This window comes from Streptomyces uncialis (assembly GCF_036250755.1).
In the GTDB taxonomy this organism is placed as follows: Bacteria; Actinomycetota; Actinomycetes; order Streptomycetales; family Streptomycetaceae; genus Streptomyces; species Streptomyces uncialis.
The window spans coordinates 852,828-866,733 of record NZ_CP109583.1 but is presented as its reverse complement, the minus strand read 5'-3'; the positions used below and the strand labels follow the sequence as shown (position 1 = coordinate 866,733).

The 13,906-nt window shown below is 73.9% G+C and carries 14 protein-coding genes; 12 read left to right on the top strand and 2 right to left on the bottom strand.

Annotated elements, in window-relative coordinates; all coding sequences use genetic code 11:
• Positions 1-124 precede the first annotated feature (124 nt).
• The gene (locus tag OG711_RS03230; RefSeq protein WP_329558321.1) at positions 125-2,644 is read left to right on the top strand and encodes a SpoIIE family protein phosphatase; all 2,520 of its coding nucleotides are present in this window, start codon (positions 125-127) and stop codon (positions 2,642-2,644) included.
• A 45-nt stretch (positions 2,645-2,689) separates the two neighbouring features.
• Here the strand turns inward: OG711_RS03230 and OG711_RS03225 are convergent, their stop codons facing one another.
• Complete coding sequence (locus OG711_RS03225; RefSeq protein WP_329558320.1) at positions 2,690-3,706, bottom strand: hypothetical protein; 1,017 nt, start codon at positions 3,704-3,706, stop codon at positions 2,690-2,692.
• A 219-nt stretch (positions 3,707-3,925) separates the two neighbouring features.
• On the opposite strand from OG711_RS03225, the gene OG711_RS03220 reads away from it, so the two are divergent.
• The 5 genes from OG711_RS03220 (at position 3,926) to OG711_RS03200 (ending at position 7,867) form a co-directional block, all read left to right on the top strand.
• The gene (locus OG711_RS03220) at positions 3,926-4,450 is read left to right on the top strand and encodes a mycothiol transferase (protein WP_266505099.1); all 525 of its coding nucleotides are present in this window, start codon (positions 3,926-3,928) and stop codon (positions 4,448-4,450) included.
• A 263-nt stretch (positions 4,451-4,713) separates the two neighbouring features.
• Positions 4,714-5,571 carry an SMP-30/gluconolactonase/LRE family protein gene (locus OG711_RS03215; RefSeq protein WP_329558319.1) on the top strand — a complete coding sequence of 286 codons (858 nt, stop codon included), beginning with the start codon at positions 4,714-4,716 and terminating at the stop codon, positions 5,569-5,571.
• Between the two features lie 263 nt (positions 5,572-5,834).
• A complete protein-coding gene (locus OG711_RS03210) occupies positions 5,835-6,566 on the top strand; it encodes an LAETG motif-containing sortase-dependent surface protein (protein WP_329558318.1) in 732 nt (243 codons plus the stop codon).
• 219 nt (positions 6,567-6,785) lie between these two features.
• The gene (locus OG711_RS03205) at positions 6,786-7,547 is read left to right on the top strand and encodes a GNAT family N-acetyltransferase (RefSeq protein WP_079184482.1); all 762 of its coding nucleotides are present in this window, start codon (positions 6,786-6,788) and stop codon (positions 7,545-7,547) included.
• Between the two features lie 89 nt (positions 7,548-7,636).
• On the top strand, positions 7,637-7,867 hold the full coding sequence (locus tag OG711_RS03200) for a hypothetical protein (protein ID WP_073786243.1): 231 nt from the start codon (positions 7,637-7,639) through the stop codon (positions 7,865-7,867).
• A gap of 18 nt (positions 7,868-7,885) precedes the next feature.
• Here the strand turns inward: OG711_RS03200 and OG711_RS03195 are convergent, their stop codons facing one another.
• On the bottom strand, positions 7,886-8,827 hold the full coding sequence (locus OG711_RS03195) for a DMT family transporter (protein WP_329558317.1): 942 nt from the start codon (positions 8,825-8,827) through the stop codon (positions 7,886-7,888).
• A gap of 309 nt (positions 8,828-9,136) precedes the next feature.
• Between OG711_RS03195 and OG711_RS03190 the strand changes: the two genes are divergently transcribed.
• From OG711_RS03190 to OG711_RS03165, 6 genes are all read left to right on the top strand, one after another.
• Positions 9,137-9,709 carry a TetR/AcrR family transcriptional regulator gene (locus OG711_RS03190; protein WP_329558316.1) on the top strand — a complete coding sequence of 191 codons (573 nt, stop codon included), beginning with the start codon at positions 9,137-9,139 and terminating at the stop codon, positions 9,707-9,709.
• A gap of 102 nt (positions 9,710-9,811) precedes the next feature.
• Complete coding sequence (gene ku / locus OG711_RS03185) at positions 9,812-10,915, top strand: non-homologous end joining protein Ku (RefSeq protein WP_329558315.1); 1,104 nt, start codon at positions 9,812-9,814, stop codon at positions 10,913-10,915.
• 364 nt (positions 10,916-11,279) lie between these two features.
• Complete coding sequence (locus OG711_RS03180; protein WP_073786237.1) at positions 11,280-12,107, top strand: MIP/aquaporin family protein; 828 nt, start codon at positions 11,280-11,282, stop codon at positions 12,105-12,107.
• Between the two features lie 110 nt (positions 12,108-12,217).
• Complete coding sequence (crcB, locus tag OG711_RS03175) at positions 12,218-12,724, top strand: fluoride efflux transporter CrcB (protein ID WP_405672640.1); 507 nt, start codon at positions 12,218-12,220, stop codon at positions 12,722-12,724.
• A gap of 17 nt (positions 12,725-12,741) precedes the next feature.
• Positions 12,742-13,116 (top strand): fluoride efflux transporter CrcB, encoded by a 375-nt coding sequence (gene crcB / locus OG711_RS03170; RefSeq protein ID WP_329563584.1) that lies wholly within the window; start codon positions 12,742-12,744, stop codon positions 13,114-13,116.
• A gap of 60 nt (positions 13,117-13,176) precedes the next feature.
• On the top strand, positions 13,177-13,902 hold the full coding sequence (locus OG711_RS03165) for a Clp protease N-terminal domain-containing protein (protein WP_073786236.1): 726 nt from the start codon (positions 13,177-13,179) through the stop codon (positions 13,900-13,902).
• Positions 13,903-13,906: the final 4 nt, after the last annotated feature.

Here is a 13,906-nt window from a genome sequence, read left to right as displayed (position 1 = left end):
GACGTGCCGTGTCCCGCGGGCCGCCCCACGACGCGCAGGACACGGAACCCGGCAAGGGCTGCGCCCACGCCCCGGAAGCGCTGTAATGACGGATGTGGCGAGCGAGGGCGGGTCAGAACAGGGCATGACGGCCGCGGAGGCGACCGGGGCGCCGCGGGTCACGGCGACCGCGGGCGCCCTGAGCGCCGAACGCGCCATCGCGGCCCTCCCCGGACCACGCGAACCCGCCGGAAGGCTCCGCTCCGTCATCGAACAGGCCCTCGTCTTCTCCGGAGCCACCCTCGCCGCCGTCTACACCCCCGACACGACCGGCTCCGCCCTCGCCCTGGTCGAGAGCGCCGGTGTACCCCGGAGCCTGTACGGACTGCGCGACACCTACCCCGCCGACGGCGACTCACCCATGGCCGCCGCACGCAGGGAACGCGCCCCGCTGTGGCTCACCCCCGACGCCCTCGACGGCTGCCCGCCGCCCGACCAGTCGCGGGCCAAGGACATCTCCGTCGCCGCGCTGCCGCTCGGTGACGCCGCAGGGCACGCCGGATGCCTCCTCGCGGTCACCGAACGCCCCGGCGGCTTCGGCACCGGCGAACAGGATGTCCTCGTGCTGCTCGCCGCGGCCCTCGGCGGCACCGTCCCCGCCCCGGCCCGCGACACCTGCCCCGGCGACCACGACGACGCCGGTTCCTTCGGCCTCGCGATGGACTCCGGCCGCATCGACGCCGACGCACGGCTCCTCGCCCTCTTCGGCATGGCCCCGGGGGACTTCGACGGCCGGGTCGAGACCCTGCTCGCCCAGACCGTCCCCGAGGACCTGCCCACCCTGATGTCCGTCGTCGAGGCCGACCACATGGCCATCGGCGACCGCGAACTCGACTTCCGCATCCAGCGGCCCTCCGGTGAACCGCGCTGGCTGCGGCTGCGCGGCCAGGTCGTCGCCGACGCCGACGGCCGCACCCGGCTCCTCGGCACCGTCACCGACACCTCCGACCTGCGCTCCGGCGTCACCGACGTCACCCGGGTCCAGCGCCTCGCCGCCGTCCTCGCGGGTACCTCCACCGTCCGCGAGGCCAGCCAGGCCGTCGCCGCCGGACTGCGCGGACCCCTGAACGCCGACCGCATCGCCCTCGCCGAACTGGAGGGCGAACGCCTCGTCGTCACCGTCCTCGACCCGCCCGACCCCGAACTGTGGCCCGGGACCTGGCGCACCGAATGGCGCTCCGAGTGGCCCGACGCCCCGCTGCGCGCCATGCCGACGCTCTCCGCCGCCATCCGCGACGGCCGCCCCGCGATCCTGGAGGCCGGCACCCCGCTCGAACCGGACGTCGCCGAGGTCGGCCCCGGCGGCCTGGCCGTACTGCCGCTGCCCGCCGGGGGCCGCACCGCCGGACTCTGTCTGATCGGCTGGGACGAGCCGCACGCCTTCGGCGCCGACGAACGCGCCTTCCTCACCGCCGCGGCGGGCCTCGCCGGACAGGCCCTCACCCGGGTCCGCGCCAGCGACGCCGAACACGAACTCGTCGGCACCCTCCAGCGGTCCCTGCTGCCCCGCAGACTCCCCGACATCCCCGGCGGCCGGGCCGTCGCCCGCTATCTGCCGACCGTCGCCGGACTGGAGGTCGGCGGCGACTGGTACGACGTGATCCCGCTGCCCGACCAGCATGTGGCCCTGGTGATCGGTGACGTCCAGGGGCACAACGCCGTGGCCGCGAGCCTGATGGGCCAGATGCGGACCGCGCTGCGCGCCTACGCCATCGAGGGCCACTCACCGGACGTCGTCATCTCGCACACCAACCGGCTGCTCGTCGGGATGGAGACCGACCTCTTCGCCACCTGCTGCTACCTCGACGTCGACATGGAGTCGGGGTCCGTGCTGTGCGTCCGCGCGGGCCATCTGCCGCCGGTGCTGCGGCTGCCCGACGGGCGCGTCGACACCGTCGACACGGCGGGCGGCCCCCCGCTCGGCGTGGTCCCCGACGCGGACTTCCCGATGACCGAACTCGTACTGGAACCGGGCACGCTCGTCGCGCTGACCACCGACGGCCTGGTGGAGTCGGCGGGCTGCGACATCGATGTGGGGATCGCCGCGCTCGGGGACGCGCTCGCCCGCTCCGACCCCGGGCATCTCGGCCTTGTCGCCGACGCCCTCCTCGACGGCGCCAACCGCAACGACGACGTCGCGCTGCTGCTGATGCGCTACGACGGCACCGCCGTCCGCCCGCGCCGCGCGGGCCTGACCGTGCGGAGAGAGCCCCACGCGGTCCGGGCGGCCCGCGACTTCACCGGCCGCACCCTGGACGACTGGCGCCCCGGCACCGACGGCACCCGCACCGACGGCAGCGACACGGGCGGCGCCGACACCGCCGACACCGTGCTCCTCGTCGTCACCGAACTCGTCACCAACGCGCTGCTGCACACCACCGGCCCGGTCCGGCTCGATCTCACCCTCGTACGCGACCGGCTGCGGGTGGCCGTCGGTGACGCCTCGCCGCGGTCCCCCGTGAAACCGGTCGCGACGCCCTGGGAGTCGACCGGCGGGCGGGGCCTGCTGATGGTCGAGGCGGTCACGGCGGCCTGGGGGACCGTACCGGTCAGCGGCGGGAAACAGGTCTGGGCCGAGATCGTGACCGGTCCGGCCCGCCCCTGAACGGCCATCCGTGGACCGGGTGCCCGGCCTCGGACCAGCCGTGCGTCAGCGTCTGGCCTCGTCGGCCACCGAGCCGAACCAGCGGCCGGTCTCCGCCGCGTCGAGCACACGCTCCAGCCGCAGATCACCGGGCATCCCGGCGAGGAAGCGGCCCGTCGGCCAGCCACGCGCGTACGGCGGCGGATCGAGGACCAGCAGCCGGACCCCGTCCACCACCGGGATGTCCGACGGCGTGCCCTCGTTCCAGATCGCACCGCCGTCCGGCGCGGTCAGCTGGAACGTGCCCGTGGTGGGCACCTGGCCGGGGGCGTCCCGGCACACGGCCACGGCTTCCGGCGCCGGGATCTCGCCGGGGACGTGCCCGGCACCGGCCAGCTCCGCCGCGAGCAGGGTGTGGAGCTGGAAGTTGTCCGCTATCCCCGTCATCCGCATCCGGTATCCCGTGCGGGTGTCGCGGTGCAGGACGACCAGCGGCTCGTCGTCCAGCACCAGCAGCGCGTGGATCAGACACTGGAGATGGCCGTCGGCCGCGTCGGCTATCCGGCCGGCCGTCGCGAGCAGCCCCGGCCGGTCCGGGACCACGCCTCGTACCGCCCGGTGGTTGAGCACCGCGAGCGCCGCGGTCTCCCACAGCGGCAGGTTCCACCAGCCCCGGGCAACGTCCTCCCCGACCCGTGCGACCACCCCGGAGTGCGGTTCCCCCGCGTCCGGTTGCGGCAGCTCGCCCCCGCCGGCCGCGCGCCAGCGGGCCGGGAACTCCGCCGCCGCCTCCAGCGTCCGGGCCAGCCCCGCCAGCAGCGCGGGCGCGCACACCAGCGGGTCCGCGCCCCGCTCCACGCACGCCCCGATCAGCTGCGCGGTGACCGCGCGGGGGCCGGGCGGCAACTCCGCCAGCAGCGCGGCCAGCCGGGGCGCCGCGTCGGCGAACTCGCCCTCACCGGCCCGCTCGAAGTGCTCGTGGAGCGCGGCGAACGCCTCCTGCGAGGTCCGGGGGTCCCTGCGCCGCACGGCGGCCTCGAATCCGGCCACGGCAGTGGTGAACCGGGCTCTGCGGAAGATCATGCACGCACGATAACGGCAAGGTCCGACAAGCGGACCTGATCCGCCGGGATCGGCTGTACCGGGCCGCCGGTCGGAATCGGCGGGTCCGGTTCGCCGCGGGTGCTCCGCAGGACACGGGGACGTGCGTCGGCGATCCTGACGGGGCAGGTGCGGACGGGAGACCGGGCCCGGGCCGGGGCGCGGCGCGGGCGTGGACGAGACGGATCAGGAGTGCCGGGTATGGCGGGTGCGCGGAGTGCCGAACTGCTCGTGGACGCCTTCGGGCGGGTCCGGGAGGAGGTGCACGCGGTCGTCGGGGGACTCACCCCGGACGACCTCACGGCCCGGGTCGACCCGGACGCCAACAGCGTCGGCTGGCTCGTCTGGCACCTCACCCGGGTCCAGGACGACCATGTGTCCGACGCGGCGGGCACCACTCAGGAATGGGTCACCGGGGACTGGGTGACCCGGTTCGGGCTGCCGTACGCCCGGCTGGCCACCGGGTACGGGCACTCCGCCCGTCAGGTCGGCCGGATGCGCGTCGGGTCCGCGCGGCTGCTGACCGGCTACCACGACGCCGTGCACGACCGGACGGTGCGCTACGTACGGGAACTCGCGGACACCGACCTGGACCGGGTGGTGGACGAGGGCTGGTCCCCGGCGGTGACGCTCGGCGTCCGGCTGATCAGCGTGCTCAGCGACGACCTCCAGCATGTGGGGCAGGCCGCGTTCGTCCGGGGGATGCTGGAGCGGGCGGGCGGTTAGCCCCTCACCTCGCGCGCGACGCCGGACCTTCGGTGGCCCGACCGCCCGACCGCCCGGTGGCCCGTAGCCCCTGCCCTGGTGCCGCCTGGCTTCCGTGACCGGCCCCGGGCACAACCCCCACGATCGTCCATGTAGCGTGCATCGATCATGTCCGGCCCGGCGCGCGACCGCGTTCCGCGCCGGCCGCGATCCGTCCCCGTGTCCCGCCCCGCCGGGGAACGCCCCGGTCGCCCACCGCGCCCGCCACCACAGGAGTCCCGCACATGGCCACCGACCTCATGCCCCGGTACGCCGACCGACTCGAACTGGGCGAGGGCGTCCGGTCCGTCGACGGCCGGGTCGTCCTGGTCGACATCCCCACCGGCCGCCTCCTCGCGGCGCCCGCCGACCCGGCCGCCCCGCTGGAGACCGTGCTGCGGACCGGGGTGCCGCTGGGCGCGGTCGCCCCCGTCGCCGGGCGTCCGGGGAACTGGATCGCCGCGGCGGGCACCGGGATCTGCCTGCTCGGTCCGGACGGCGGGACCCGCTGGCTGGCGCGGCCCGAGGACGACGCGCCCGAGCGGATGCGGATGAACGACGGGAGCGCCGACCCGCACGGCCGGTTCTGGGCGGGCAGCATGGCGTACGACGCGGTGGCGGGTGCCTCGTCCCTCTACCGGGTGGACCGGGACGGCACGGTGACCCGGGCGGTCACCGGACTGACGGTCCCCAACGGCCCCGCGTTCAGCGCCGACGGCACCCTGATGTACCTCGCCGACAGTGTGAAGGGCGTGGTGCGCCGCTATCCGGTCGACCCGGCGAGCGGTGAACTCGGTACTCCGCAGCTCTTCGTGACGTTCTCCGAGGGGCTGCCCGACGGGATGACCGTGGACGACGAGGGCGCGCTGTGGGTCGCCGTGTGGGGAACCGGCACCGTCCACCGGTATCGCCCCGACGGGGTGCGCAGCCATCTGCTGCGGCTGCCCGCCGCCCAGCCCGCCGGGGTCTGTCTGCACGGCGACACGCTCCATGTGACCAGCGCCAGGGGCGGTCTGGCGGACCCGGGCCCGTACGACGGCGCCGTCTTCACGGCCCGCGTCGAGGTCCCCGGCCCGCCCGCCGCCGCGTACCGGCCGCTCTGACCGGCCACGGGCGGGGTTCCGGGCTCGTTCGAGCTGAACGGCCCGTGTACGCAGGCGAAATGGGCGTGCGCCTCGCCATCAGGGCGTGAAGTGGGCCTGACGGCGAGGGGATCGGGTGGGACGTCGAGGGACCCGGTGCCAACTCCGGGTAACGAGTGGGCGTCGGGGTTCCCGGTACGGCTGCGGACCAGGGGGACCGGGGGAGTACTGTGCGCTGGTTGTCAGACCCCCCGTACGGAAGTACGACAGTTCGTGGAGGATTCATGAAGGGAACACCCCGTGCGTGGAAGCGCTCGGGCGTCCTCGTGGCGGGCGCGGCCGCCGGGTTCGTCGGGCTCGGCCTCTGCGCCCTCCCGGCGTCCGCCCACACCCCGGTGTGGTCCGTGACCTGCTCCGAGGTGACCGTCGACCTCAAGGGATACCAGGACAAGAACGACAAGGTCACCAACACGGTGACCATCACGGTCGACGGTAAGGACCTGCTGCCGACGAAGAAGTTCGGAGCCGCGTTCTCGGACAAGCTGACGCTGCCCGGCCACAGCGAGGAGCTGGAGGTCCGGCTGGTCGTCGAGGCGGGCGACGGCGACCAGTTCGACGTGGACGAGACGAAGACCGCTCCGGTGTGCGAGTCCCCGAAGCCGTCGGGGACACCCGAACCGTCCGGCACCCCGGAGCCGTCCGGGCCGGGCACCCCGACGCAGACCCCCGTGCCGTCGGAGCCGCCGTCCTCGGGCCCGGCGCAGCCCTCGGAGCCCGGTTCGCCCGAGCCGAGCGGGACCGGTTCGCCGGAGCCGTCCGAGCCCGCGGCGAGCGGGAGTTCCACGGCCCCGGCCGTGCCCACCCCGGCGTCCAGCACGGCGCCGTCGGACGAGGACCTGGCCGCGACCGGCGGCTCCAGCGCGACCCCGGTGATCGCCGGTGCCGCGGCGCTCGTCGTGCTGGCCGGCGGCGGCATCCTGATCGCCACCCGCAAGCGGCGCGGCGCCAGCGACTGACGCCCCTGACAGCCGTACCGGTGCCCCGCCGTCCCCCGGACGGCGGGGCACTCCGCGTCCGCCCGGCCCGGCCGCCGTCCCGGTCCAGCGCAGGCGTCGGACACCCGTACGAAGGTCACGTCCGGCCATGTGACACGTGCCGGGAAATCGCGTTGCGGACCGCGTGCACCGCACCGCACCATGCGACGCGACCGGTCGGACGAGGGACGGATACGACGAGTGACGTGGAAAGACGACGAACGGCAGGTGCTCACCGGTGCCGACGGCATACCGGTGATGACCTATGTCAGGGGTGAACGCGCGGGGCTCCCCTGCGCGGATCTCGCGGAGGTGACCGGCCCCGGCGCCGTACCGGCGGTGCTGGCCGGTATGCCCGGCTGGGCCGTGTCCGGCGGGGTGGAACTGGGGCGGGCGCTGCTCGCCGAGGGCGCGCGGGTGCTGCGGCACGCCCACGGGATGCGCCGCGAGCTGACGGGGGATCTGCCACCCTTGGCCCCTTTCCCGGCGGGCCCGGACGGCCCGCCGTCGGTGGTGCCGTACGACCGGGACCCGCGCGCGCTGCTGCCCGCCTGGCGTGCCGCGTTCGGCCCGGGACACCCCGACCACCATCCGGGCGGGGACGAGGAGGCGTTCCGGGAACGGCTGGCGCCGCTGCTCGGCGGACGGGTGCTCGGGCCGGTGCTGCCGTGCAGCGCGCTCGCCGTGGACGGCGGCGACCGGGTGGTCGCGGGCGTCATCGTCACGGACCGCGAGGGCCAGCCATGGATCGCGGACGTGTTCCGGGAGCCCGGTCCCCGCTACGCCGGGGTGGGCGACGCGCTGCTGCGGCATGTGCTCGCGGACGCCGCCGCGCGGGGGCTGGACTCCCTCGAACTCGCGGTGACCGACGGCAATCCGGCGCGCCGCCGCTACGAGACCCTCGGTTTCCGTCTCACCGGCACCTATCTCACCGTGATCGTCCCCGGCGCGGTGCCGGACTGAACCGCGTGGCCCCGGACCGCCACGAACGGGCGCGTCTTTCGTTGACAAGGCGCGTATCCGACCGACGACACGATCCGGGAGACCAGCCAGTGAACCTCCGTCACGCCACGCTCGCCGCCACCGCCGGCGCGCTGATGATGTGCGGCGCGGCCACCGCCCAGGCGGCGGCCGCGTCCGTCACCACCGACAGCAACGACCAGGGCCGGTCCGTCGACCTCAGGAAGGAGACCGCGCACCTCACGCACGACATGGACCGCAAGGCGACCACCCCGGTCCATATGGCGGGCTACCTGCTGTCGGCCGCCCGGCCGCGGGGCTGAGCCGCCCCGGGGACCCGTTCACCCCCGGCCCGGGACACGGGTCCCCGTCGCGCGTCCGCCCCGATGCCGACGCGGGGCCACCGCCGCCGGTCGCGGCGGGGGCGCGCCGTACTGGACCACGGCCACGGCGATCAGTCCGACGGCCAGCCCCGCCACCGTCCAGGGGCCCAGCGGCTCACCGAACGCGAGGGCGCCCCATACGACCGTCACCGGAGCCATCAGGAACATCAGGGTGTTGACCCGGGTGACACCCACCCGCCGCAGCATCAGCCAGTACAGCCCGTACGCGCCGAGTGTCGCGACGGCCGCGAGCCAGAGCGTCGCCGCCCAGAAGTCCGGGTCGGCCGGCGGGACGGCGGAACCGCTCACGAGCGCCGCCGCCGCGCAGAGCACCGCGCTGGTCCCGGTGTGCAGCGTCATCGACACCGCCGGGGCGACCCGGGTGGGGGAGCGGGCCTCCAGCACGGTCGCCGCCACCAGGGACAGCATGCCGAGCACCGGTATCGCGTACGCCCACCACGGCGCCGTGGTCCCCGCCGCGTCGGCCGCGGCCACCAGCCCCGCACCCGCGACCCCCAGGCACAGTCCCGCCCACTGCCGCCCCGACACGTACTCCCGCAGCAGCGGTCCGGCCAGCGCTCCGGCGACCAGTGGCTGGATGCCGTCGATCAGCGCCGTCGTCCCGCTGGAGACGCCCAGCTGGATGGCGTAGTACACCGCCAGGACGTACCCGCTCTGGGACAGCGCGCCGATCACGATCTCGCGGGCGGCCTCCCGCGCGGTCAGTCCGCGCCAGGCGCCCCGCGCCCGCAGCGCGGCGAACGCGAACAGCAGCAGGGCCAGCGGCACGAACCGCCACATCAGCACCGTCAGCACGGGAGCGGTCCCCGCCCCGAGCTTCGCCCCGATGAACCCGGAACTCCAGCACACCACCAATGCCGCCGAGAGCAGGACGTTCACGGTTCCTCACCTCCCACGACCCGATCACCCGTGGGCCGTCTCCGTTCCGGGTATACCGATCTGTTTACCTCGGCACCCGGCTCACTATACAGATCGGTCTACTATGGGGAGGTGAGTACTTCTTCGGACCGTGACAGCGACAGCGACAGCGACAGCGACCGTGGCAGTGGCAGTGGCAGTGGCAGTGGCAGTGGCAGTGGCAGTGGCAGTGGTAGGGGTAGGGACCACGACAGCGGCTCGACCGGCTCGGGTGGTCCGCCAGGCGCGGGTGGTCCGGAGGCTCCGGCGGCCGGACTCCGCCGGGTCGCCATGACGCCCGCCGGGCGCCGCGTACTGGCCGCGGCCGAGCGCCTCTTCTACGACCGGGGCATCCACGCGGTCGGCGTCGACCTCATCGCGGCCGAGGCCGGAGTCACCAAGAAGACCCTGTACGACCGCTTCGGCTCCAAGGACCAGCTCGTCGTGGAGTACCTCGCCGACCGGGACGAACGCTGGCGCGCCTACCTTCTGGACCGGCTCGGCGCCGCCGCGCCCGCCGACCGGCTGCGGACCGTCTTCGACGCGTCCGCCGCCTGGATGACCGAGCACAGCCCGCGCGGCTGCGGCATGGTCAACGCGCGCGCCGAGATCAGCGACCCCGGGCATCCGGCGCTCGCCGTGATCAGCGGTCAGAAGCGCTGGATGCTGGATCTCTTCACCCGGCTGGTCCACGAGGGCGGCGGCGCCGGAACGGGACGGCGGGCCGACGCGGTGGCCCGCTCGGTGATGCTGCTCCACGAGGGCGCTCTGGTCGCCCATGGACTGGGGCTCTTCCCCGACCCGATCGGCCACGCGGGCGCCCGGGCGGTCGAACTGGCGGGGCCGCCCGGACGGGGACGGTGACCGGACCCGTCGTCCAGGGGGCGCCGTACCTCCGCCCCGGGGTGCCGGGCCCGGTGCGCCGACCTAGGCTGACGGCAGTCCCAGGGGATCGGGAGGTCCGTCATGCCGCGTCCCGTATGGTCGGGGGCCATCACCTTCGGCCTGGTCACGATCCCGGTCAAGGTGGTGCCCGCCACCGAGAACCACAGCATCTCCTTCCATCAGTACCACCGCACGGACATGGCCCGGGTCCGGGTCAAGAAGGTGTGCGAGACGGACGGCCGGACCCTCTCCGTGGACGAGATCGGCCGGGGTTTCCAGACCCCCGACGGCGACACGATCGAGATCACCGAGGACGAGCTCGACGCCATCCCGCTGCCCACCGCGAAGGCCATCGAGATCTCCGGGTTCGTGCCCGCCGCGAGCATCGACCCGATCCGGATCGGTGAGGGCTACTACCTGGAGGGCGCCGGACAGGTCGCGGCGAAGCCGTACGTCCTGCTGCGCAAGGCGCTCGAACGCAATGCCAAGGTCGCCGTCGCCAAGTTCGCCTGGCACGGCCGGGAACGGCTCGGGCTGCTGCGGGTGAAGGACGATGTCCTGGTGCTGCACGCCATGAAGTGGCCCGACGAGGTGCGGTCCCCCGACGCGCTGGTGCCCGGTGACGTCGAGGTCGGCGAACGGGAGATCGAGGCCGCCGTCACCCTGGTCGACAGCATGCCCGCGACCGAGCCCTCGGCGTTCAAGGACGAGTACCGCGAAGCGCTGGAACAGGTCATCGCCGCGAAGTCCTCCGGCACCGCACCGCCCGAGGCCGTGCCGGACGAGGAGCCCGGCGGCGAGGTGCTCGATCTGATGTCGGCCCTGCGGCAGTCCCTCGAACGGACCCATGGCGAGGAGGCCCCCGCGGGCCGCGAGGCCACCGTCCATGAACTGCCCCGCAGGTCGGCCCGGCGAGGCAGCGCGAAGGGCGCGACGGGGGACGGGGCCGCTCGGGGTACGTCGAAGAAGGCCGCCGCCAAGAAGGCACCCGCGAAGAAGGCCGCCGCCAAGAAAGCACCCACGAAGAAGGCGGCTGCTGAGAAGGCGCCCGCGAAGAAGTCGGGTGCGGCCAAGGGTGCGGCGAAGAAGGTCCGGAGTCCGGCGAGCACCGCGAAGAAGTCGGCGAAGAAGTCGGCGTCCGCGTCCACCACGAAACGGAACACCCGGACCGACAAGTCGGCGTGACGGACCCACGGCCGGCCGGGGCGCCGCGATGGGCGTCGCGCGCGGCGAGGGGCCGGGCCCCGGCTCCGCCTTCCCGCTCGCAATGCCCCCGCCCCGCCCCCGCGCGTTCCCGCCCCCGGGTGCCCGTCCGCGGTCGCCGTCGACCCGCGCTTCGGTCGCGGCCCGGCCCCTGCCGCGCTCCACTGCCCGGGGCCGCGCGGCCCCGGGCCCGGCATCGCCCCCGTACCCCGGTCCCGAACAGCTGTGCCGTGTGCCGGATCGCGCCCCGAATGGCCTCACTTCACGCCCTTCCAGGCGTCAAAGGCGACCTTTCGTGCATATCGTCGGAGGGCAGCCGAATCCCAAGGTCAGGAGGCCGGTACTCATGACGAAACGTGGGTGGCGGAACAGTATGGCCGGGGAGCTCTCGGCCGAGTTCGCCGGAACCTTCATCCTCATCCTCTTCGGATGCGGAGTGGTCGCGCAGGTGGTCGCCGCCGGTATCGGTGACCACGACAGCATCGCCTGGGCCTGGGGCCTCGGCGTGACACTCGGTGTGTACGTGGCGGCCCGGATCAGCGGCGCCCACATCAACCCCGCGGTGACGCTGGCGCTCGCGGTGTTCAAGGGCTTCTCGTGGCGCAAGGTGCTCCCGTACGCGCTCGCGCAGACACTGGGTGCCTTTCTCGCCGCGCTGCTCGTCCGCTGGAACTACAGCGAAGTCCTGGCCATGGCGGACCCGGGGCACACCTTCAAGACCCAGATCGTCTTCTCGACCCTGCCCGGCAACGGCAGCCTCCCGATCAGTGAGTGGGGGGCCCTGCGGGACCAGATCATCGGTACGGCGATCCTCCTGTTCGTCATCTTCGCGGTGACCGACCTCCTCAACACACCGCCGGGCGCCAACCTCGGACCGCTGATCATCGGTCTGCTGGTGGTCGCCATCGGGATGGCGTGGGGCACCGACGCGGGCTACGCCATCAACCCGGCCCGTGACCTCGGCCCCCGGTTCGCCAGCTACATCACCGGCTATCACGACGCATGGCGAGATCAATACGGCAACATCTACTTCTGGGTGCCGATCGTCGGACCGCTCGTCGGCGGTGTGCTGGGGGCCGCGGCCTACCGCTTCCTCATCAGCCCGTTCCTGACGGAGGCCGACGCGAAACCGCAGGAACCCGGCCGGGTACCCGCGCCGGACGGCGAGAGCTGACCTCCGGGACCTCCGCCGCGACCACGTGCCCACCCGGGTCCGCCCGGGTGGGCACGTCGTTCTACGCTGACCGCGCGCGGGTCCCCGTACCTGTGGGGGAGGACCCGACCGTGACCGAGCCGCCCGTGCCGCCGCCGGGTGGGCCGCCCGCACCGGCTTCCGCAAGACCCCGCGAACCGGTCGACCCCGATGTGCCCGGCGGCGCCGGACGGGCGCCGGACGGGCAGTGGCCCGTGCTCGGGGCCGTGGCGGTCGGCGGGGCGCTCGGGGCGAGCGCCCGGTACGGGGCGGTGCTGCTGTGGCCGACCACCGAAGGGGACTTCCCCTGGACCACGTTGGGTGTCAACGCGGTCGGATGCGCCCTGATCGGGGTGCTCATGGCCGCGCTCGCCGCCGCCCGGGCCCCGCATACGCTGCTCCGGCCGTTCCTGGGTACGGGCGTGCTCGGCGGGTTCACCACCTTCTCGGCCTACGCCCTCGATGTGCGGCAGCTCGTCCACCACGGACGGCCGGGTCCGGCCGTCTGGGCGCTCGTCCTCACCCCGGTCGTCGCGTTGGCAGCGGTCTGGGCGGCGGCCCGGGTCACCCGCCGGACGCTGCGCCGGAGGGCCGGATGACCCCGGGCAGCGCCACCGTGGACTGGCTGCTGGTGATCGTGGGGGCGGCGGTCGGCGCGCCGTCGCGGTACCTCACGGACCGCGCGGTCCGCACCCGGCACGACTCGCTGTTCCCCTGGGGCACCTTCGTGGTCAACGTGGCGGGCTGTCTGATGCTCGGGGTGCTGACGGGCGCGGTGCTGGCCGGGGCGGTCGGTTCGCGGACGTATCTGCTGCTCGGCACCGGTCTGTGCGGGGCGCTCACCACGTACTCGACCTTCTCCTACGAGACGCTGAGGCTGGCGGAGGAGGGCGCCGGGGTCCGCGCGGCCCTGAACGCGGTGGGCAGTGTGGCCGCCGGGGTGGGGGCGGCGTTCGCGGGCGCGGCGGCCGGATCGGCGCTGTGGGGATGAAGGCCGAAAGGTGTCAACCTCGGGTTGACGGCAGCTGGAGTGTCAACCTAGGGTTGCCTCATGACCGAAGCGCAGCACATCAAGCCACCCGTCCGCCTCGACGATCTGATCGACGCCATCAAGACCGCGCATCCCGACACCCTCGAACAGCTCACCAGCGCGGTAGTCGCCGCTGACCATCTCGGTGAGGTGGCCGACCATTTGATCGGCCACTTCGTGGACCAGGCCCGCCGGGGCGGAGCGTCCTGGAGCGACATCGGCAGGAGCATGGGGGTCACCCGCCAGGCCGCCCAGAAGCGGTTCGTGCCCAAGAATCCGGGGGAGCCCCCGGCCCTGGACCCCGGTCAGGGCTTCAGCCGCTTCACCGTCCCCGCGCGCAATGTCGTCACGGTCGCCCACAACGACGCCAGGGCCGCCGACAACGACCAGGTCGGCACCGTCCATCTGATCCTGGGGCTGATCACCGAACCGCGATCCCTCGGAACCCGCGCGATCACCGCGCAGGGCGTCGGCCTCGACGCCCTCAAGGAGGCCGCCAGGGCCGCCCTGCCGCCCGCGGCCGAGGACGTACCGGACCTGGTGCCGTACGACGCCGGGGCGAAGAAGGCGCTGGAACTGACCTTCCGTGAGGCGCTGCGGCTCGGTCACAACTACGTCGGCACCGAGCATCTCCTGCTCGCCCTGCTGGAGTTCGAGGACGGCCGGGGCGTGCTCTCCGCCGCGGGGGTCGCCAAGGCCGCGGCGGAGGAGTTCGTCGTCACCGAACTGGAAGCCGTACGGGGATGATCCC